We start from the raw sequence: 20,853 nt of genomic DNA, 5'->3' as shown, positions 1-20,853 counted from the left end.
TTTCGGCTTCCCGTCACTTTATTTGCTTGTCCAAATAAAGTAACCAAACAAAAGACACCCTGCTGACGCCCTCTATTTCACTAAGCTTGTCCGCTGACATTCCCAGAACTCGCTCCGTTCAGACATTGGGAATGTTTAAACGCGTCCTTCACTAAGTGAATTGCACGATTGCTTACAAAAGGGGAGGTCTCCACGTGAATTCAATATGTTTGATTTTGGCGTTGTCTGGGCTTTGATATATAACCAGGCCTGGTTATATATTTTCTTTTCATCAATGCTTGAGAAGCCTTTTGATATTTATAGGCCTTTATTTTTATCTACGGCTTCCCGTCACTTTATTTGCTTGTCCAAATAAAGTAACCAAACAAAAGACACCCTGCTGACGCCCTCTATTTCACTAAGCTTGTTCGCTGACATTCCCTAAACTCGCTTCGCTCAGACACAGGGAATGTTTAAACGCGTCCTTCGCTAAGTGAAATGACGATTGCTTACAAAAGGGGAGGTCTCCACGTGAGCTCGTCTGTTCTTTATTGGGTTTATGTAGTGCTTTTGGATTTGACCAGGCCTGGTTACTTTCAATATCAAGCTTATCTGAACAATAAAATCTCACGCCAAATTCCCCTTTGAAAGCAATCGAGCAATGCCCTTAACGAAATGAACGTTGAAAAATCCCAGGTGTTTGAGCGCCAGCGAGTTCTGGGATTTCAGTGAATGAGTTTAGGGAATGCCAATTGATTGAGCGGGGTGCCCTTTTGTGGTTACTGGTTTTGACAGTAGTAGGGGCAAGCAAAATAGTCACGGGAAGCCTTTATGGAAAATAAGGGTGAATGACCAATTTCAGAAAGGCTTCTCAACAGGTTATTAGAGCTAAAAGGGCAACGTCCCGCTTTACTCTTTATCTATATTTCCTTTTATGTTTACATGCGTACCTAGTAATTTTGGTAAAAAAAGCAGAAAAATCAAGTAAACCGAAAGACTTGGTACCGCTATCAGTATAAAAGACGGAATCTGTAGTGTTCGCATAACATTGCCAGATTCAACAGTTTTTGATGCTTCTATCAAACTATGAAGTTCACCTCCAGTCATAGTTACGGCAAGGTTCCAGGCTACTAATGCGCAAGTTATAGTCATAAGAAGAGCCATTAGAGTGCAGGATATCGCTTTATATCCTTCAGGGTGTCTATAAGCTAGACGTGTTACCCCCGATATAGTCCCAAATATAATCATAGCGACCACTGCATAAAGGATCTGTTCCATTCTTATCCCTTCTTGTTTAAATTAATACCGTTCATTGTATCTGTATAAGTAAATAATACGTCTTTTAGGAGAGGTTTAACTTACCAGCCCTGGTAGTTTTGTAATGCGATTTAAACCGCAGGTTTACTTCTAATCGTCAATATCGCTACCCCACCAATCACCAAAACCATCCCTAAAGCATGCCAAACCGTAAAGACTTCTTCGAGAATGGTAATCGCCAAGCCCATGGTGACAACCGGGCCTAAGATGCCGACTATACCGGTTTGCGCGGGGCCTATTTTGGCGATGGCTTCGCTGATCATAAAACTGGGAATGACCGTGCTGAAAATGGCGAGTAAGCCTAACCACAGCCATGCCATTGGGGTCACACTCAGATTTGAAAAATCACTGAAGAGTCCAAAGTGCAACAGTACAAAAATACTCGAGATGCTCATGGCGAGACTGGTGAACCATAAGCTACCAATCTGGTTAATCATCTGTTTACCAAGCAGCACATAGAAAGAGAAGCTTAAGGCGGCTAAAAAGACCAGTAAGGTGCCAAGGGGGACTTGTTCTCCACTGAGTGAAACTTCCTTAGCAAACACAATTAAGAGCCCTCCATAGGTGATGACCAGCGCGAGTAACACTTTCCGAGTGATAGGTGTCTTGAAAAACAGTGCGCCTAAAATGGACACCATAATCGGATAGGTAAACAGCGTCAGTCGTTCAAGCTGAGCAGAGATCATCTCTAGGCCTTTCAGGTCTAAATAAGACGCGAGGTAGTAACCGATAAACCCTAAAAAAGTGATCTTGAGAAGTTTTGAGTTGAGTCCTTCGGGTTTGGTTTGTACACGACTTAACCAAAATAGAATCACTAGGTAAATCGGCAGAGCAATCGCCATACGTATCATTAATACACTGTCAGAATTTAAACCTTCTGCATAAGCGAGTTTGATAAAGATGGATTTGAGCGAGAACAGTGCTGTGCCGAAGATGGCTAAGATAAAGCCGATGGTGATGGGGGATAAATTGGGAAATTTAATCACGCGATTTTACGGCCAATATACCAGGCATACCGATGTTTTGAGGTATTTTCAGATGTCTGTTCTGGGTCATTTTCACGGTGATTTTCATTTGTTAACCAACCTTCTCCATAGACTTCGGTGGTGAGTTTTGACCAGGCCTGGTTGAACTCTCCAGAGTGGATGTAAAAATCTGGATTCTGTGGTGCATTGTCTTGCACAGGTCCTAAAAAGGTCTGATAGAAGAGTAAACCGCCGGGTTTAAGCGCGTCTTCAATGGCTGAGAACAAGCTTCTGTCCAAATAATGACTGACCACGATGACATCAAATTGCTGAAAGGGCAGAATCATCTGCTCTAAATCCGTAATCAAGGGGGTGATGGGCTGGTGGTTAAGACTCGCCCAATTATTGAGGATGGTTAAGGCCGTGTCCGAGATATCCCAAGCATGTGTTTTTAATCCACAGAGTGCCAGAAAACGGGCATTGCCCCCCAAACCGCACGCCAGTTCAAGGGCTTGCCCACGAAACGGCAGTAAACGACTGTGCTGTTTAAGCACATAACTTGGGTTAGCAGGTGTTTTTAGGGAGGCTTGCTGGTATTTTGCATCCCATTTTTCGGCGGAATTTAGCGTTTTCGTGTGACTCATATGCGGCTCATTTTGGCGATCTGTTATTCGCTCTATTTACGCCAGAAAGCCGTCGTAAATAGAACTAATAAAGTGAATATCTCAAGTCGACCCAATAACATCGCAAAGGTCAAAATCCACTTGACCGGATCGCTCATGGTTTGGTAATTGAAGGCAACCTCGCCCAAACCTGGACCTAAGTTGTTCATCATGGCGGCGATTGCTGAAAATGCAGTGGTTTGATCAACGCCTAGTGCCATGATCATCAGCATTAAAATGGCAAAGGTAAAGACATACACCGAGAAAAACCCCCAGACAGCCGTCATGACTTTCTCAGGAATACTTTTACCATTGAGCTTAACGGGCAGAATGGCATTAGGGTGTAATAAGCTTTTGATTTCTCGCATGCCTTGTTTAAACAATAGAACAAAACGAATCATTTTCATACCACCGGCTGTGGAGCCTGCGCTGCCACCGATAAAACTCATAAAAATGAGCATGATGGGTAAGAAGGCGGGCCATAATGCAAAGTCAGAATTGGTAAAACCGGTCGTGGTGGCGATGGAGACGGTTTGGAAAAGTCCGTAACGAAATGCATCTCCTAGGGTTGGATAGATTTGATGGAGATAAAGGTAACTGGTGGCCACTAACACCCCAATGATGAGTAAGCTGATATAGGCCTTAAACTCGGGATCACGAAAGTAGGATAAGCCTTTTAGGTGTCTAAAAGCGGTGAAGTGCAGCGCGAAATTAATCCCAGAAGCAATCATAAAAAATATGGCAACACCTTCAATGGCAGGGCTATTAAAATAAGCAATGCTGGCATCATGGGTGGAAAATCCACCAATCGCCACGGTTGAAAAGCTGTGGGTAAATGCGTCAAACCAATTCATACCTGCAAACCAGTAACCAAGGGCACATGATATGGTGAGTCCGACATAAATGTACCAGAGAGCCTTAGCCGTTTGTGAAATGCGTGGGGCAATTTTGGTATCTTTCACCGGGCCAGGTGTTTCCGCACGGTAGAGCTGCATGCCCCCAATGCCCAGCATCGGTAAGATGGCAACCGCCAAAACGATAATCCCCATGCCGCCCATCCATTGCAGTTGTTGGCGGTACCAGAGAATGGCGTGTGGCATATCATCAAGGCCGGTTAGAATCGTGGCGCCAGTAGTTGTCAGGCCAGAGAAGGACTCAAAAATAGCATCGGTTAAGCTCAATGGAACTTCTTTTTCGATGTAAAAAGGCAGTGCGCCCACAAATCCCAGTACGGTCCAGAACATGACAACGATTAAAAATCCATCGCGGATCTTGAGTTCTCGCTTATGGTTACGCACAGGATACCAAAGCAGTAATCCCAGTACCAATACCCCAATTAAAACGTTCGAAAAAGAGACAAATGCGCCGTCTTGATAAAAGAGTGCAATCAGGACAGGTGGCACGAGGCTCGCACTAAAGACCATCAGGAATAAGCCAAGTATTTTTAAGATAATTTTAGAATGCATTGTGGGAGATTAACCTTTCATCATCGTTTGAAACCGAGCATCTGTTGCGCCTTTTCCATGCTTAAGCGGATCACTTTAAATCTTAAAACCAATTTTGTTTTACTTCGGGCGAGAAGAGCTTGGATATTTCGGCAGAACTTTTAGGATCGGTCAAAAATAGAATGACATGATCTTCAGCTTGGATTTCTAAACTACGATGGGCGATGATCACCTCTTGACCTCGGATAATACAGCCGATGGTAATATCGCTTGGCCAAGGGATGTCGCCAATTTTTTGACCGATAATCGCGGAGCTATTTTCACTGCCATGGGCAATGACTTCCATGGCTTCTGCAGCACCACGTCTTAAAGTCGCTGCTTTAACAGTGTCACCTTGGCGCATATAATGCAATAAGTTACTGGTGGTGATGCTGTCTGCGGAAATGGCAACGTCAATGCTGTTGAGCTGAATCAGTTCAACATAGGATTGGTTGTTTACCAGTGCAATCACTCGTCTAACACCGAGTTTTTTAGCGAGCATGCCGGAGATGATATTGGCTTCATCATTATTCGTCACTGCGACAAACAGGTCTATTTCATCAATATTCTCTTCTAAAAGAAGGTCTTTATCCGAGACATCCCCGTGGATAATGATGGTGCGGTCAAGTGTTTCGGCAACTTGACGCGCCTGTTCCATATTGCGATCAATGAGTTTTACTTGGTGATCGGCTTCCAGCGCTTGCGCTAAACTAAAGCCTATATTTCCGCCTCCACCAATCATGATATTACGTGAAGGTCGCTCTTTTTTATGGCGTAGCTCAGAAACAATCGCCGAGATATGTTTAGGTTCCGCCAAAAAGAAAACCTCATCGCCTGCTTGTATGACAGTATCACCGGTTGGCATGACCACTTCATCACGTCGATAGATGGCAACAATACGCGTTTTAATATTCGCTGGAAGGTGTTCATTAAGGGTACGAATTTTATTGTTTACCAGCAAACCATCGGCGTAGGCACGCATCGCAACCATACGCACCTTGCCTTCAGAAAAGTCGATTACCTGTAGTGATCCAGGGTAATCGATAAGCTGTAATATATAGTCTGTGACCAGGCTTTCTGGACTAATTAAGACATCTATGGGAATGGCATTGTCGTTATGTTTATCAAACAATTCGGGATGGTCTAAATAAGAACGGCTTCGTACCCGGGCAATTTTAGTACCGGTCTTATGCATGATGTGGGCAAGTTGACACGCGACGATATTGGTTTCATCGTTTTGAGTCGCAGCAATGAGCATGTCGGCATCTTCCAATCCGGCTTGCGCGAGTATATCCGGGTGCGATGCATGACCACAAATAGTCCGAATATCGAGGCGGTCTTGCAGGCGTTGCAAATGCAGTCTGTCGAGGTCAACCACGGTGACATCATGATTTTCATTAGCCAGTAATTCAGCAAGAGAGGAGCCTACCTGACCTGCGCCTAAGATTACGATATTCATAGTTGTGTGTCTTTGTGTTTAAAGCGACCTCAATGCATGCAAAGGTCTCTTAAAGTGGGTTTAAATTCTGTAGAAAAACCATTCTACAGACATTTTAGTCGCTTTATGTGGGGTTTTTGGGGTTGATTCCAAGCGCTTTCAATTTACGGTAGAGGTTGGTTCTATCAATGCCTGAACGTTTTGCTGTTTCAGAGACATTCCCCCCCGTTTCTCGTAGCAACTGACTTAAATAGGCCCCTTCTAGTCTATCTTTTGCCTCTTTTAACAGCAGTGACGTATCCACTGTAGAGTCTTGTTCCACGGAATTATCAATTTTCTGTAAGGCATTTTTTATTTCAGAATCGGTGACTTCGCCACGGCCCAGTATAAGAATGCGTTGAATTAAATTTTTCAACTCTTTCAGGTTGCCAGGCCAGCCGTATTGGCGCAAAACGTTCTGTGCCGGGACGGTAAAGTGACGGTATTCAAGCGTTTCTTGTGTGACAAAGTGATTTACAAAGTAGTCTACTAATTCTGGAATATCTTCCGTGTGTTGGCGCAAAGCCGGTAACAGAATGGGCATCACTTTTAAGCGTTGGTAAAGGTCATCTCTGAAATTGCTTTGCTGGACAGCTTGTTCCAAATCCGTTTTAGATAAGGCAATCAAGCGGATATCCATTGCAATGGCATCACTGCCAGGTGTGGCTTGGTAGACCTGTTTCTGAATTAAGGTGGCTAGAATATGTTGTGAGTTGGCGGAGAGTTGCTCAAGGTTAGCAATCACTAAAGAGCCGTTATGGGCCTCTCTCAGGAGCTTTTTTAAAGGATCTAATACAACTTCATCTGTCAACCGATTGAAGTCAATCGCAGATATCTCCACTAAGGCATAGTCTTTACGGCTACTCGTTTTATGTAAAGCGCGCGCAATATGATGTTTACCTGAACCGGGCTCTCCACTGATTAAAATGGGCATGGTGAATTTCGACAGACGGTCAATGGTCTCTCTGAGCTGAATGATGCTTTTACTTTTGCCAATGGGTAAAAGTTGTTCTGGCTGTTTCTGTTTAAGCTGTCGATTTTCTTGATTTAATCGATTGTGTTCAAGCGCGCGTTCTGCGGTGACAATCAGCTTAGCGAGTGAAAGTGGCTTTTCCAGAAAATCGTAGGCACCTAGTTTTGTGGCTTCTATCGCGGTTTCAATCGTGCCATGTCCAGACATCATAATCACTTTCGCATGATCTAAAACATGTTCTTTTTGCATATCGGCCAACAATGAAATGCCATCGATATCCGGCATCCATACATCTAGGAAGATGACGTCAGGCAGGGTTTTGCGCCAGGCGTTTTGGGCTTGTATACCATTTGCGGCTGTTTCAACTTGATAACCTTCCTCAATAAAGATTTCTTCCATTAAGTTTCGGATGTCTTTTTCGTCATCGACAATTAATAGCTTACCTGCTTTCATTTAGGTCCTTCATTTTCACTCGATAATACGGGTAAAGTAATTATAAAACAGGTGCCTTCATCCGGTGAGGAATTCAGCGTAATTTTACCCCGGTGCTCTTCCACAATTTTACGCACAATGGCCAGGCCTAAACCAGTGCCTTTTGGTTTATCAGAGGCATAAGGCTCAAAAATCCAGTTCTGCGATTCTTCTGGTATCCCCGGTCCATTATCACAGATGCTGAGGGTGATGTTTTCAGTATCTTGATAGAGCGTGGTAATTTTAATGCGAGGCAGTATTGTGTCGACAGTCGCCTCAAGGGCATTCTTTATAAGGTTATGCAGAAGTTGGCGCAAACGGGCGCTATCAGCCAATACCAAGGGACACTCTTTTGTAAGGTCTATTTGTACTCTCCAGCTGGCTGAAGGCGCGCGATACATCTCTGCAATATCAGTGATGAGACGGTTAATGTCGGTTTGTTGGAGTAGCACATCAGGCGTATTGGCATAATCTGAGAAGGCTTGAACCAGAGTTTGCATGGTCGACACTTGTTCAATGATAGTGTTGGTCATTCGCGCAAGTAAGGCTTGATCTTCATTGTTAAGTTTAGCGTGGAGTTTGTAATTAAGACGCTCTGCCGAAAGTTGAATGGGTGTCAACGGGTTTTTGATTTCATGTGCTAAACGACGCGCTACATCACTCCAAGCGGCATTTAACTGTGCCTGAACCATTTCGGTCACATCATCAATAACGATGACATAACCACCAATTTTCTTGTCGACACTCGGCAAAGTTGACCCATGGATCATCAGGATTTTTTGGCCTTGTTTACAAGTAAATTCTTGTTGTAAATTCCAAGGGGTCGCGCCTTGTTTAAACATGGGAGTAATGTGTGCAAACAGCTCAAACAAATGGGTATTTTGTTCATGCTTAACCCACTCATCAATGCGTTGTCCTATATGGCTGTCTAAATCGGTATTGAGGATTTTTTGCGCGGCATCGTTTGTGGTGCGGATTCGCAAATTCATGTCGAGAGTCAGTACCCCGCTGGTGAGGTTTTTTATGACGGCTTGCAGATAGAGTTTTTGAACTTCTGTCTGTTGATGACCGAGTTTAATGTCGGTTCTGGCTTTAGATATGCGCTGAATCATATCATTAAAAGATTGGGTTAAATCACCAAATTCATCATTCTCTTTGATGGTCATTTTGACACTATAATCACCTTTAGAAACGGCTTTTGTGCCACGTGCTAGGGTACGAATAGGTCGGGTGAAGTTTTGCACGGCCTGAATGGTGAACAACACGGCCGTAACCAGAGTCAATAATAATACCATCGATAAAATGAGTATAAAACTGGCCGTTAAAGGCCCTTTTAAATAAGAGAGTTCTTTGTATTGACCAGCGGCTATGGCTACGGATTCTGCAAGCTGAGTCATATTGCTGGGAATGGGAAATAGAACTTGTAGGGCATAGTTTCCAGCCAAATCGAGATCGGAGAATGGAATAATGACTCGGATAAATTGTTCTACGGATCCAGGCTCTTGATGACTTTCGATTGCGGCATAGGTTTTTTTCTGACGGATTTGTTGGAACAGGTTGTCTCCTGGAGGGAGGGGTAAAGTATCACTTATTTCGGCGCTACTGAAGGCAATAAGTTGTTGATTAGAATGATATAAAGCGACTTCTTGAGCGTTTAATAATGTTCGCAGTTTACTGACTTCGATGATCGGTGACGTGGCGAGTGATGGGCTTTTATCCTTTGCGGCGGCCAGGGTTAAATTGAGCATGTCGCGAGTTTTATTATCAAGTGCTGTACGCACCAAAGCCGACGCATTTTCCAATGCGGTTTCGGTTTTGACATCAAACCATTGATTAATACCTTGTTGAATAAAGGTTAGAGAGAAGTAAAAAATAATCGCGCTCGGTATGCCCAACATTAAGGTGGCAATGGTCGTTAAACGGATGGTGATTTTGCTACCAGGCACATTTCTTTTACGTTGTAATCTTAGACCCCATAGGGTTTTAAAGAGTACGAATAGAAGCACGCCAACGCCCCCGAAAGTTGCAAATAATAGGGTTGAATAGGTCTCGGCAAAACTCGATGCATTTTGCAAAATTTGACTCATAATCACGAGCAAAATAAGTAATGCACCCGAAATGAGAGTAATCCAACCATACTGTTTTAAAAAACGCCAAAAATGAGAGTTCATTTGTCGCCTCGCGATTCAAAGTACATTAAAGGATCGAACTCTATTGTTTTATCATTACATTGATTGGAGAACGACACTATAACCAGCTCCCAGGTGTTTGTATGCTGACGTCATACCAACCACTGCTTAATCGCCAGTGGCTTTTAAACAGTGATTCCATGAGTAAGGGAGCGGGTAGTTGCCAGTGATCTAAAGAAATTCTCATTTTTAGGGTGTAGTGCTGTTTAGGGTGTAATTCCGAAAGATTGATCACTGGAAAACTTTGTAAAGTACCTAAGGTCAGCAAGGCCGATTTTAAACTAGCAAAGCTTTGTGTCTTAAGGTTGCGCGAGTTATAAAGGTAATAACGCGGATTCACACCTTCGACATAAAGGCGGGTCTGGTATTCAATCGCCACTCGAGTACGTTCGTAATCGAAACCCAATCGTTGGTTTTTTTCACTGAGTCTGATTTCCGTTTTAAAGGTCAGCGGAATTTCATGGTTTATGGCGGTGATAATGGCGTCAGGCAGATTGAAGCGGCTTTCCGAATCCAACAATAGCTTTTGATTTTGCTGATAATCACTGACACGGAGAATCATGATTTCATCACTGGCCTGCGCAGCGGTTACGAAGCTTGTTATGCTAACCATTCCCATAAAGCTCTGAAAAACAGCACGAATAACAGTCTGTTTTAAGGTGCTTTTTAAATGAGCAGGCCTGGTCGCATCTTGGCATCGAGTCCTTAAGCTAAGTGCCAAAGGTTTTCTGGTGTGGGTTGATGCTGATGCAAGAGAGTTCATGGGGGTGAGATTTTTTCAAGCAAACAGTAGAAAAATCCATCCATGCCAGACGTGCCTGGCAGTATTTGGCGTCCTGGACGATCGGAGTCTTCACCCCAGGCCGCTTTAATTGGAATCTCCTTTGCTGTGGATTCTTCTGCAAGGAAGTGCTGCATTTGTAACGTATTCTCTTGCGGTAAAATAGAGCAGGTGGCATATAGCAGCTTTCCACCCGGTTTTAACAAAGGCCATAATGCTTTTAAAATCTCGGCTTGGAGTGAGACCACTTCTTCAATATCCTCTTCGGTGCGGTGCCATTTGATATCAGGGTGGCGGCGAATAATGCCGGTGGCCGAACAAGGCGCATCTAATAGTATTTTGTCATACAAGTTGCCATCCCACCAAGTCTCTGGCAAGGAGGCATCGCCTGCTTGGTATTCTGCCTCCAAATCCAAACGATAGAGGTTTTCAGATAAACGCTCTAAGCGTTCAGGCTCTTTCTCTAAAGCAAAAACCTTGGCTTCATTGTTGGATAACTCTAACAAATGAGTCGTTTTACCACCCGGAGCCGCACATGCATCCAGAATGCGTTCACCCGGCTGAGGCGATAATATATTTGCTGCTTGTTGTGCCGCAGGATCCTGCACGCTAAAACCACCTTCCTCATAGGTTGGTAGGCTGGTGATATCGACGCCTTGCAGCAACACTATGCCCTGTGGGGCCGTTGGATGAAGTTCGGCTGCAATGTCTGCTTCAGTCAATTTGAGAAGGAGTGCTTCTCGAGTTTGTTGAATTGTATTCACGCGTAAAGTCAGTGCTGCAATCTCATTGTTAGCCATGAGAACGTTTTCCCACTCTTTGGGGTAGGCTTTACGGAGTTCTCTCACCATCCATTGGGGGTGAGCATAACGAAAGGCTGGTTTTAAGTCGACTTCAGCACAAATCGCTTCTTTATCACGTAAAAATGTCCGTAAAACCCCATTCATGAGTGCTTTGGCCCATGGCTTTTTAAGCTTAGGCACCAGTGCAACCGTTTCTGAAACCGCGGCATGTTCCGGGGTTTCCATATACAAAATCTGATACAAACCTAATAAAATAAGTTGGTTCACATCTTCGTCTTTGGCTTTGAGTTTTTTCTTCAGTAGATGGCTGCGGATGGCTTCTAATCGATACTGCCAACGTAAAGTGCCTAATACTAAATTTTGAGTGAAGTTGCGTTCTCGTCGATCAGAGAACTGCGCTAATCCTTCAGGCAAGGCCTGGCTTAAAGAACGTCCCCCATCAATGACGGCTAAACAGATTTTGAGTGCAATAAAGCGGCTGTTAAGCGCGGGACTATTGTTTTGAGGGTGACTCATTTAAAACATGCCCCCAGTACTGGGCGCGACTGCGCAAAGTCATAGGCAGACATCATTTTTTTACCTGTAGGCTGAATCTGCTGCAATAAGATGGGTAAGGTACCGGTCATCACCACTACGCCAACCTTATTAATTGAAAGCACCAGGCCAGGTGTGTTTTGAGCAAGCACACTCGCATCTGCATACTGCGTGAGTTCTGCTAGTTCATCATGTAAGAGTTGCTTTGCTTGGCCGATTCTCAAAGGGTGTTCTTGAAAGTGGGTAAAGGCAACAGGCCAAGGGTTAAAGGCTTGTATTTTGCGCACAATTGATTCAGCCGACTGAAACCAGTCGATTTCCGCTTCTGCTTTGCTGAGTTTCTGCGCATAGGTGACCAGATTTTCATCCTGTTTTTCCGGTTGCAATGCCTGGCTTTGCAAAGCACATAAGGTCTCCATTAAAGCTTGTGAACCTAAAACACTTAAGCGGTCGTGTAACGCTTGAGCACTGTCTTTAGAGGTGATTTCAGTGATGACTTTATGAAGCATATCCCCGGTATCCAATCCCATGTTCATTTGCATAATGGTGACACCACTTAAAGCATCACCTGCTTCAATCGCACGTTGAATCGGTGCTGCCCCACGCCACCTAGGCAGTAAAGAGGCATGTATATTTAAGCAACCAAAGGTTGGCATTTCCAAAACCGCTTTTGGCAGAATCAAACCATAAGCGACCACCACCATGACATCCGCCTTTAAGCTGGCAAGTTGTTCGCAGGTCTCTGCGGTTTTGAAATTTTCAGGTTGGAACACCGGTAGACCATGCTCTAACGCCACGACTTTAACGGGGCTGGCCGTCAACTTACGCCCACGTCCAGCAGGGCGATCGGGTTGGGTGTAAACGCCGACAATTTCATGTTTTGAATCGAGCAGTGCCTGTAAAGGCGCAACCGAAAATTCAGGGGTGCCTGCAAAGAGTATTCTGAGCGGTCGTGATGCTGGAGATGCGGCGTTTTCGGTCATTGGCATTATTAATTTAGGACTCTTGTTGGAGAAGTGATTTACGGAATTTTTGAATAGCACGGGCACGTTTCAGACCCGAAAGATGGTCAATAAACATTTTGCCATTCAGGTGATCAATTTCATGTTGAATACAAACGGCCAATAGCTCACTGGCTTCGAATTCAATCATTTTGCCTTCACGATTCATGCCTCGAACCAAAATATCACTAGGCCGTGTGACACTGGCGTAAATACCCGGCATTGAGAGGCAGCCTTCTTCCCACTCTATCGTGCCAGCGCTTTTAATGATTTCTGGATTGAGTAACGCAATTGGTTGATCATTACTTTCCGAGATGTCTACGACAATTAAACGTTGTTGTACGGCAATTTGGGGTGCCGCTAAACCGATGCCGGGTGCATCATACATCGTATAGAACATATCATCGATGAGTTTGTCTAAGTCATCCGTCATTTCTGGGATGGGTGCGCAGATTTCTCTTAAGCCTGCTTCAGGGTAGAGAACGATATCAAGTTTTTCCATAGTGTTGTTTTATGCTTCAGTTATACTTGGTTTAATTAATTCTCATATTATAGCGAACTATGTCAAATTTTTCTGATTTACCCAGCTTTGACCTTCCTAGTTTACTAGCCTTGCACTTGAGCCATGTTTCTTTAAAACAGCTGCAAGATATTCTGGTCTATTTTGGCTCGATTTCGACTGCGGTGAGTGCCGGTGAAGCTGAGTGGAGAAACAGTGAGATTCTCTCTAAAAAGCAGTTGGAAAGTTTCATGTTAACAGAACGAGCAGGTCTGGTCGATTTGGCTCTGGAATGGGCCGAGCGGCCTTTGCAAAGTTACCTGCCTATTGGTTCTGCTGGTTATCCAGAGTTGCTTGCCTCAATTGATGATGCCCCGATTTTATTATCAGTCAGAGGAAATGTAGCCTTACTAAAAGACCCACAGCTGGCGATTGTCGGCAGTCGTCATGCTTCTAAGCAAGGGGTGAATATTGCTAAGGACTTTGCTCAGCATCTTTCCAATCAAGGGCTGACGATTACCAGTGGATTGGCTTTAGGTATTGATGCTGCGGCACATCAAGGTGGTCTACAAGGCTTAGGTAAAACCGTTGCGGTGATTGGTACTGGCTTGGATCGTATCTATCCTGCTGCCAATCAAGCTCTAGCACGACAAATTGCTGAAGAGGGGGTGATGATTTCAGAGTTTCCCTTGGGAACACCTCCTTTAGCATTCAATTTCCCACGCCGTAATCGCATTATCAGTGGTTTGAGTGTGGGCACGCTGGTGGTTGAAGCGGCTTTAAAAAGTGGATCTTTGATTACGGCGAAAACGGCCATTGAACAAGGTCGGGAGGTCTTTGCCGTGCCGGGATCGATCAATAACCCTTTAGCGAAAGGCTGTCATCAGCTGATTAAGCAGGGGGCAAAGTTGGTAGAGTCTGGACAAGATGTTTTTGAGGAACTGTCAGCTTTGATTCAGTTCTCCTTGGAGCCCCAGCAGACCGTTTCTAACAGTAAGCAGTTACCGTTTGAATTGCAGAGCAAGGGTAATAAACTGGATTCATCGAAACAACCTATTTTAGAGCATATTGGTTATGAACCGATTGGTTTGGATGAGTTGGCTGTTTTAAGTAAAAGCCCTGTTTCAGCGATTCAAGGGCAATTGATAATGTTAGAATTATCAGGCGATATTGAGGCGATGTCCGCAGGGCGTTGGCGAAGGATTTCGTAAATAATTTGAGTAAACAAACCTGGTTTGTCACTTTGCCAAAGTTTCATAGAGTGTTACTTTAGGTTGATTCTACCAGTCACTTTTGAACCGTTATTTGAATACTCCAATTCATCAAAACTTAACTTGTTAGCAATTAAAATACCTCGTCCATGGTTATCCATAGCACGCTCTACTGAAAATTCTAAATAGGGCAAATAATCAAATCCACTTCCTGTGTCCGTAATGGTAAATTCTAATTGTTGGGGTGTTTGACTAAACAGGACCGTTACTAGTTTTTTATGATTTTCTGGTAGGGTAAGTCTTTTTAAAATCTCGTTTTGAAGTATATTTTGTTGAATCAATTTTGTTTTTTCTTGATACGAAATTTTTAGATTACCATGTTCAATGGCATTGACCATTAATTCAAATAAACCCACTCTGCTTTCCCTTGGGTTTGGGGTCATGTAAGCCAATACTGAAGAGAGACTCTTAGCATCCTGAATGGTTCTGATGTGAAATTGGGCTTGGTCAATCATCGTCCGAGTGTTTTCAATGTCAGCCACACGACTAGTCAGTTCTTGGTGGTTGGTAAAGCCCTTTAATGCGGCATTTAAAACAGAAAACAGTAGGTCCTTGGTGAAGGGTTTTAGGAGAAAGAAATAAGCACCGTTGGCTAGACTCAATTCAATTTCCTGAGAGTGTCGACTGTCGGTTTGGAAAATAGCTGGAACGAGGGCATATTGACTGTCCGCTTTTAAAATCTGTAAAAGATTCAAATTTTGTTCTGTTTGCTGGTGATCGTCAAATAAGTAGGCACTGTAAAAAGAGGCTGGCTTCTCAAAGATAAGTCGTTTAGCTTCCTCGGGAGTTTTTACAAAAGTCAGTTGAAAGCCTTCTTTCTTAAGTGTCGTGCGCAGAAAAATCTCAGAGTGTTGGTCTGAACCAATTAATAAGAGTTGTATTGAGTGAGGTTGAATGACGTCTTGCGCAGTGCTGATCACCATGAGTATTTTCGTCTGTAATTAAAAGGTCACGTAAAAGTCTCAATTATAACAACTTAAATTTTTTTTGGTAAGCATAAGTAGGTAAGCTAACACCGAGAATGTTGGGTAAAAAGCCGATAAGCATAAAATAAGCTGAAAATTTGAATTAGTGTTTGCAAAAGTGTGAAAAATTTTGCACCCTTAAAAAAGAAGTAATTTCATTACACATATAATTGAGTAAAAAAAGATATGACAAATTTGGTGATCGTGGAGTCCCCGGCAAAAGCTAAGACCATTGAAAAATTTTTGGGTAAAGATTTTACCGTACTGTCCAGTTATGGTCATATTCGAGATATGCAGAAAAAAGGCATGGGAATTGATTTAGCCAATCGCTTTGAACCAACCTATGAAATTTCTCCAGATAAAAAGAAAACGGTGGCAGAGCTTAGAAAAATCGCCAAAACCGCCGAGGCCGTATGGTTGGCGACGGATGAGGATCGCGAGGGTGAAGCAATCGCCTGGCACCTTGCCGAAGCGCTTAATTTAGATGTTAAAACCACAAAACGTATCGTTTTTCACGAAATCACAAAACCCGCTATACAAAAAGCCGTTGCAGAACCGCGCACGGTGGATATGAATGTAGTGAATGCCCAGCAAGCCCGCCGCGTATTGGATCGTATTGTAGGCTTTGAACTTTCGCCTGTTTTATGGAAAAAAATCCGTACAGGACTTTCTGCTGGACGTGTTCAATCCGTTGCGGTACGTCTGATTGTAGAACGTGAAAGAGAGGTTGATGCCTATGAATCAAATTTTGTGTATCGTGTGCAAGGGGCATTAGATTTATTAGATGGTTCACAAAAAACCGTTGGTAAATTGGATGTTAAACGTACTGCCACTTTTGACACAGAAGAAGAAGCTACGGCCTTTTTGGAAGCCGTGGCTAAAAGTAATTTATCAGTCATTTCGCTTGAAGAGAAGCCTGCTAAACGTAGTCCTAAAGCGCCGTTTACGACCTCAACTTTGCAACAAGAAGCCTCTTCAAAGTTAGGCTTTTCAGTGAAGCAGACCATGATGGTTGCTCAGCGCTTATATGAGTCTGGAAAAATCACTTACATGAGAACGGATTCTGTTAATTTATCAGAAACTGCAATTGAACAGGCCAGGTTAGCGATTGTTGAGAACTACGGTTCAGAATTCAGTGTGCCACGACGTTATAAAACCAAAAATGCCGATGCTCAAGAGGCGCATGAAGCGATTCGTCCAACTGAATTTACCACGGATATTGTCCCAGGTGAACGCAATGAACAACGTCTCTATCAGTTGATTTGGCGTCGCGCGATCGCCTCACAAATGGCCGATGCAAAACTGCAACGCACCACGGTTGATATCGGGATTGATGGACTGCCAAGCGATAAGTTGACGGCGAAAGGTGAAGTGGTGATCTTTGAAGGCTTTTTAAAGGTTTATGACTTCGGTTCGGATGATGAATCTGGATTGTTACCCCCTATGACGGTTGGTCAGGTCGTGAAGGTAGCTGAACTAGGTGCGCGTCAAAGTTTTAGTCGTCCACCGCCACGGTATAACGAAGCCAGTTTGGTGCGTACCCTGGAAGAGATGGGAATTGGACGGCCTTCAACCTATGCGCCGACCATTGATACGGTACAACAGCGCGGTTATGTGGTTAAAGAGGATCGTGAAGGCAAAGAGCGTACTTATCGTCAAGTGACATTAACAGAGGGTAAAGTGACAGCCCACAGCCTGGTTGAAATGGCGGGTACTGAAAAGAATAAGTTGTTCCCAACTGAGATTGCGGGCATTGTCACCAGCTTTTTAACCAAGCATTTTGGCGAAGTTTTGGACTATCAATTTACCGCAAAGGTTGAAGGGAGGTTCGATACCATTGCTAAGGGAGAGCTTGAATGGCAGGATATGTTGGAAGAGTTTTATACTAAATTCCATCCGCGTGTTGAAGCAGCCGAGTTAGTCTCACGTGAAGAAGCCGGACAGCAACGATTATTAGGTAATCATCCTCAAAGTGGTAAGCCGATGTTTGTCAAAATCGGTCGTTTTGGACCTTATGTGCAGGTGGGCGATGGCGAGAATGATGAAAAACCGACGTTTGCCAGCTTAATGCCCGGGCAAAAGATGGATCTACTCAAAGTTGAAGATGCCTTGGAGTTGTTTAAATTGCCGCGAGAGGTGGGCGAAATGCCTGAGTCGTTTAGGGCTAAAGCCGTTGATGGCTCAGAGTTTGGCGTAGAAAAAGGTCAAATGATTATCGCCAAGCAAGGACCGTTTGGACCGTATTTGGAGTATGGCGAAAAAATGTACTGCCCTATGAAGGGGTTTGAACCTTTAAAGATCAGTTTAGAGGATTCAATTGCTTTGATTGAATCTAAAATTCAGGCTGATGCAGATAAGATCATCAAAACGTTTACAGGGACCGATGTCAAAATTCTCAAAGGTCGTTGGGGGCCTTATATTACAGATATGGTGACTAAGAAAAATGCCAAAATCGCAAAAGATGAAGAGCCGCTTGAACTCTCTCTAGAAGAGTGCCAAAAGCGTTTGGAAGAAGCGCCTGAACCTAAAAAACGTGGTCGAGCGGGGGCAAAAAAAGCAGCGCCTAAAAAAGTCGCCGCGAAAAAAACCGTCGCGAAAAAGGCTCCGGTTAAGAAAAAGCCTGCGGTTAAGAAGGCCCCCGTAAAAAAACCAGCGGCTAAAAAAGCCGTGGTTAAGAAAACCGTTGTTAAAAAAGCCGCTGACAAAAGTTAGGCCTTTTTCTGTCAATTTATGAAGCCATCAGCTCTAAACTAGGTCTGGTGGTTTTTTTATAGGCATTTTTTAACATTGACTCATGATGTTTGTTGAGGTAAATAAACGACGATTCAAGCGGTCATTAGGCTTTTTTTAAACTTACCTGGTTGGTAATCCTAAAATTCATCCTTAAAATCTTCTATTTTTAGTAAAATAACCCGTTAGATTTTTAATACGTGACTTCTTAAGGCCTTAATAGAGGTTTATAAAGGGCGTATTCCCAACTTTTCAAGGCAAGAGACACTCATGAAGCAGCAAATTGCGCAAATTTTGACCGATGTGGTTCAACAACTAAAAGATCAGGGAATTATTCCTGAAGACTTAACACCGCGCATCAATATTGAGAATACTCGAGATAAAGCGCACGGTGATTTTGCAACCAATTTGGCGATGATGTTGACCAAAGCCGCAGGCATGCCGCCGCGTGCTTTGGCTGAAAAAATCGTTGAACTGGTCGCAGATAAACCCGCGGTTGTTAAGGTTGAAATTGCTGGCCCAGGCTTCATTAACTTTTTTGTTAATGATTCTGCTAAATTTGCGATTGTTGAAAAAGTAATAACTGAAAAAGCTGACTTTGGCTGCTGTAATGTTGGTCAAGGCAAGTCGGTTTTGGTTGAGTTTGTGTCAGCCAACCCAACAGGACCCTTACATGTCGGGCATGGTCGTGGTGCTGCTTATGGTGCCAGTGTTGCGAACCTATTAAGCGTCGCTGGTTTTAAGGTCTCGAAAGAGTACTATGTGAATGACGCGGGCCGCCAAATGGACATATTGGCGACTTCTGTCTGGCTACGTTATTTGTCGATTTGTGGTGAAGAATTCACCTTCCCAAGCAATGGGTACAAAGGGGATTACATTTTTGAAATCAGCGAAAGCCTTAAAGCTGAGTTTGGTACAACGCTGAAAAAAACCGCTTTAGAAGTCTTTGCGGGTGTCAGGGCGGATGAAGGACAAGTTGACGGAGACAAAGAAAAGCATATTGACGATTTGATTGTTAAAGCGAAAAACCTGTTGGGTGCAACGCATTATGAGACTGTTTTTCAAGCTGCCGTTGACTCAATTCTATCAGATATTAAACAAGATCTATCTGGTTTTGGCGTCACATTTGACCAATGGTTCTCTGAACGTGCCTTGATGGAAACGGGTGTGATTGATGCGGCGCTTGAAAAGTTACAAGCCGCCGATAAAATTTATGAAAAAGAGGGTGCGCTCTGGTTCCGTTCAACGGATTATGGTGATGAAAAAGATCGTGTTGTCGTCCGTGACAATGGTCTTAAAACCTACTTTGCTTCGGATATCGCTTATCACTTCAATAAGCTAGAGCGTGGTTTCGATCTGTTGATTGATATCTGGGGTTCGGATCACCATGGTTATGTCCCGCGTGTTAAAGCCGCAATGACCGCGATGGGCACTAACCCTGAAACCTTGGAAGTGTTGTTAGTCCAGTTTGCGATTCTCTATCGTGGGGGCGAAAAATTGGCCATGTCCACGCGTAGCGGCCAATTTGTAACCTTACGTGAGCTACGTGACGAAGTCGGTGTCGATGCGGCACGATTCTTCTATGTACAACGTAAATCTGAACAACATATGGACTTTGATTTGGATCTGGCGGTGTCTAAATCGAATGAAAACCCCGTGTATTATATTCAGTATGCTCATGCTCGAATTTGTCGTGTGCTAGAACAGGCCATCGAAAAAGGTTATAGCCTGGATGTGCAAGCTGGATTGGTGAATTTGGAAGTGTTAGAAAGTGAACAAGAGACCCATATTGCAACCGAGCTCGCAAAGTACCCTGAAATTGTGGCACGTGCCGCACTCTCTTATGAGCCGCATCAAATTGCCTATTACCTAAAGGATTTGGCGCATGCTTTGCACTCTTATTACAACGCCAGTCAGTTTATTGTCGAAGAGGATAATATCCGTCACGCACGTTTAACGTTGATAACAGCCGTGCGCCAAGTGATTCGTAATGGTTTGGCCGTGATTGGCGTCTCTGCACCTGAGAGTATGTAATGGCTCGAGATTATCGTCACGGTCACAGTCATAAAAAAGGGTTTACGCGTAAGTCACAGCAAACCAGTCATCAGTCAGAGAAACGTTCTGTTTCATTGATTTGGGGGGCAGGTTTTTTAGTTTCGGCTGTGTTGCTGATTGGTTTTTTTGTCACCCAGCATTTTGTTTCCAAAGGTGCTAAATCAGCTGTACCAGCTGAAAAAACCATTTTTCAGTCTGCGGTTGCTTTGCAAGAAGCGACGACTGCATCCATTGCTGAGATATCTCAGAAGCTGCAACCTCCAAAGTCTGATCTCCCTAAAAAATCGAGTGAGACAACTCTCCAGGCTTCGATTGTTGAGGATGACTTATCTGCGGTGGAGGATAAGAGTCACTCAGCGCATCAATATTCTTTTTATCAAGGGTTGAGTCAGACGGAAGTTATTGTTGATGTCGAACCGATCTCTGTTAAGTTAGATACCCCTTATTACATTCAGGCTGGGTCGTTTGGTTCAGAAGCCGTTGCGTTTAAAGAGCAGAAGCGTTTAGAAAAATTAGGGCAGGTTTTACAGGTGTCCGCTTTGCACAAGCCTAATAGAACCTATTATCGTTTGAGAATCGGGCCTTTTGATGATCGTTTAATTTTAAATAAACGCCGCAACGAGTTGCGCCGAATCGGTTTAGGCACATTGCTCATTAAGGCTCCAAGGCCAGAACAAGAACCCTGAATGTTGTTTGT

The 20,853-nt window shown here is 43.8% G+C and carries 16 protein-coding genes; 4 read left to right on the top strand and 12 right to left on the bottom strand.

What is annotated here, in order from left to right; translation table 11 throughout:
• Positions 1-888: 888 nt before the first annotated feature.
• From F612_RS0107870 to def, 11 genes are all read right to left on the bottom strand, one after another.
• Entirely contained in the window at positions 889-1,257 is a 369-nt protein-coding gene (locus F612_RS0107870; protein ID WP_019557218.1) for a hypothetical protein, read from the bottom strand.
• Positions 1,258-1,367: 110 nt separating this feature from the next.
• A complete protein-coding gene (locus F612_RS0107865) occupies positions 1,368-2,282 on the bottom strand; it encodes a DMT family transporter (protein ID WP_019557217.1) in 915 nt (304 codons plus the stop codon).
• The gene (locus F612_RS0107860; RefSeq protein WP_019557216.1) at positions 2,279-2,905 is read right to left on the bottom strand and encodes a class I SAM-dependent methyltransferase; all 627 of its coding nucleotides are present in this window, start codon (positions 2,903-2,905) and stop codon (positions 2,279-2,281) included. The genes F612_RS0107865 and F612_RS0107860 overlap by 4 nt, the downstream gene beginning before the upstream one ends.
• 32 nt (positions 2,906-2,937) lie before the next feature.
• Positions 2,938-4,389 (bottom strand): TrkH family potassium uptake protein, encoded by a 1,452-nt coding sequence (locus F612_RS0107855; protein ID WP_019557215.1) that lies wholly within the window; start codon positions 4,387-4,389, stop codon positions 2,938-2,940.
• 82 nt (positions 4,390-4,471) lie between these two features.
• A complete protein-coding gene (gene trkA, locus F612_RS0107850; RefSeq protein WP_019557214.1) occupies positions 4,472-5,866 on the bottom strand; it encodes a Trk system potassium transporter TrkA in 1,395 nt (464 codons plus the stop codon).
• 103 nt (positions 5,867-5,969) lie between these two features.
• The gene (locus F612_RS0107845; RefSeq protein WP_019557213.1) at positions 5,970-7,310 is read right to left on the bottom strand and encodes a sigma-54-dependent transcriptional regulator; all 1,341 of its coding nucleotides are present in this window, start codon (positions 7,308-7,310) and stop codon (positions 5,970-5,972) included.
• Entirely contained in the window at positions 7,307-9,499 is a 2,193-nt protein-coding gene (locus F612_RS0107840) for an ATP-binding protein (protein ID WP_019557212.1), read from the bottom strand. The genes F612_RS0107845 and F612_RS0107840 overlap by 4 nt, the downstream gene beginning before the upstream one ends.
• A gap of 76 nt (positions 9,500-9,575) precedes the next feature.
• Positions 9,576-10,280 (bottom strand): DUF4390 domain-containing protein, encoded by a 705-nt coding sequence (locus tag F612_RS0107835; RefSeq protein ID WP_019557211.1) that lies wholly within the window; start codon positions 10,278-10,280, stop codon positions 9,576-9,578.
• A complete protein-coding gene (gene rsmB, locus F612_RS0107830) occupies positions 10,277-11,617 on the bottom strand; it encodes a 16S rRNA (cytosine(967)-C(5))-methyltransferase RsmB (protein WP_019557210.1) in 1,341 nt (446 codons plus the stop codon). Before rsmB ends, F612_RS0107835 begins: the two co-directional genes overlap by 4 nt.
• Positions 11,614-12,624: a methionyl-tRNA formyltransferase gene (gene fmt / locus F612_RS0107825; protein ID WP_019557209.1), complete on the bottom strand. Its 1,011-nt coding sequence runs from the start codon at positions 12,622-12,624 to the stop codon at positions 11,614-11,616. Before fmt ends, rsmB begins: the two co-directional genes overlap by 4 nt.
• Before the next feature lie 7 nt (positions 12,625-12,631).
• Complete coding sequence (def, locus tag F612_RS0107820; RefSeq protein ID WP_019557208.1) at positions 12,632-13,138, bottom strand: peptide deformylase; 507 nt, start codon at positions 13,136-13,138, stop codon at positions 12,632-12,634.
• Positions 13,139-13,197: 59 nt separating this feature from the next.
• On the opposite strand from def, the gene dprA reads away from it, so the two are divergent.
• Complete coding sequence (gene dprA / locus F612_RS0107815; RefSeq protein ID WP_019557207.1) at positions 13,198-14,346, top strand: DNA-processing protein DprA; 1,149 nt, start codon at positions 13,198-13,200, stop codon at positions 14,344-14,346.
• A gap of 53 nt (positions 14,347-14,399) precedes the next feature.
• On the opposite strand, the gene F612_RS12405 is transcribed toward dprA, so the two are convergent.
• The gene (locus F612_RS12405) at positions 14,400-15,329 is read right to left on the bottom strand and encodes an ATP-binding protein (RefSeq protein ID WP_019557206.1); all 930 of its coding nucleotides are present in this window, start codon (positions 15,327-15,329) and stop codon (positions 14,400-14,402) included.
• Positions 15,330-15,557: 228 nt separating this feature from the next.
• On the opposite strand from F612_RS12405, the gene topA reads away from it, so the two are divergent.
• From topA to F612_RS12400, 3 genes are all read left to right on the top strand, one after another.
• Positions 15,558-18,083, top strand: a complete 2,526-nt coding sequence (gene topA, locus F612_RS0107805) for a type I DNA topoisomerase (RefSeq protein WP_019557205.1) — start codon at positions 15,558-15,560, stop codon at positions 18,081-18,083.
• Positions 18,084-18,371: 288 nt separating this feature from the next.
• On the top strand, positions 18,372-20,135 hold the full coding sequence (gene argS, locus F612_RS0107800; protein ID WP_019557204.1) for an arginine--tRNA ligase: 1,764 nt from the start codon (positions 18,372-18,374) through the stop codon (positions 20,133-20,135).
• Positions 20,135-20,842, top strand: coding sequence for an SPOR domain-containing protein (locus F612_RS12400; protein ID WP_019557203.1), 708 nt, complete (start codon positions 20,135-20,137; stop codon positions 20,840-20,842). The genes argS and F612_RS12400 overlap by 1 nt, the downstream gene beginning before the upstream one ends.
• Positions 20,843-20,853: the final 11 nt, after the last annotated feature.

Source organism: Thiomicrorhabdus arctica DSM 13458 (assembly GCF_000381085.1).
GTDB lineage: Bacteria > Pseudomonadota > Gammaproteobacteria > Thiomicrospirales > Thiomicrospiraceae > Thiomicrorhabdus > Thiomicrorhabdus arctica.
Note: the sequence above shows the minus strand (reverse complement) of the source record. Positions and strands in the feature narration are given on the sequence as shown.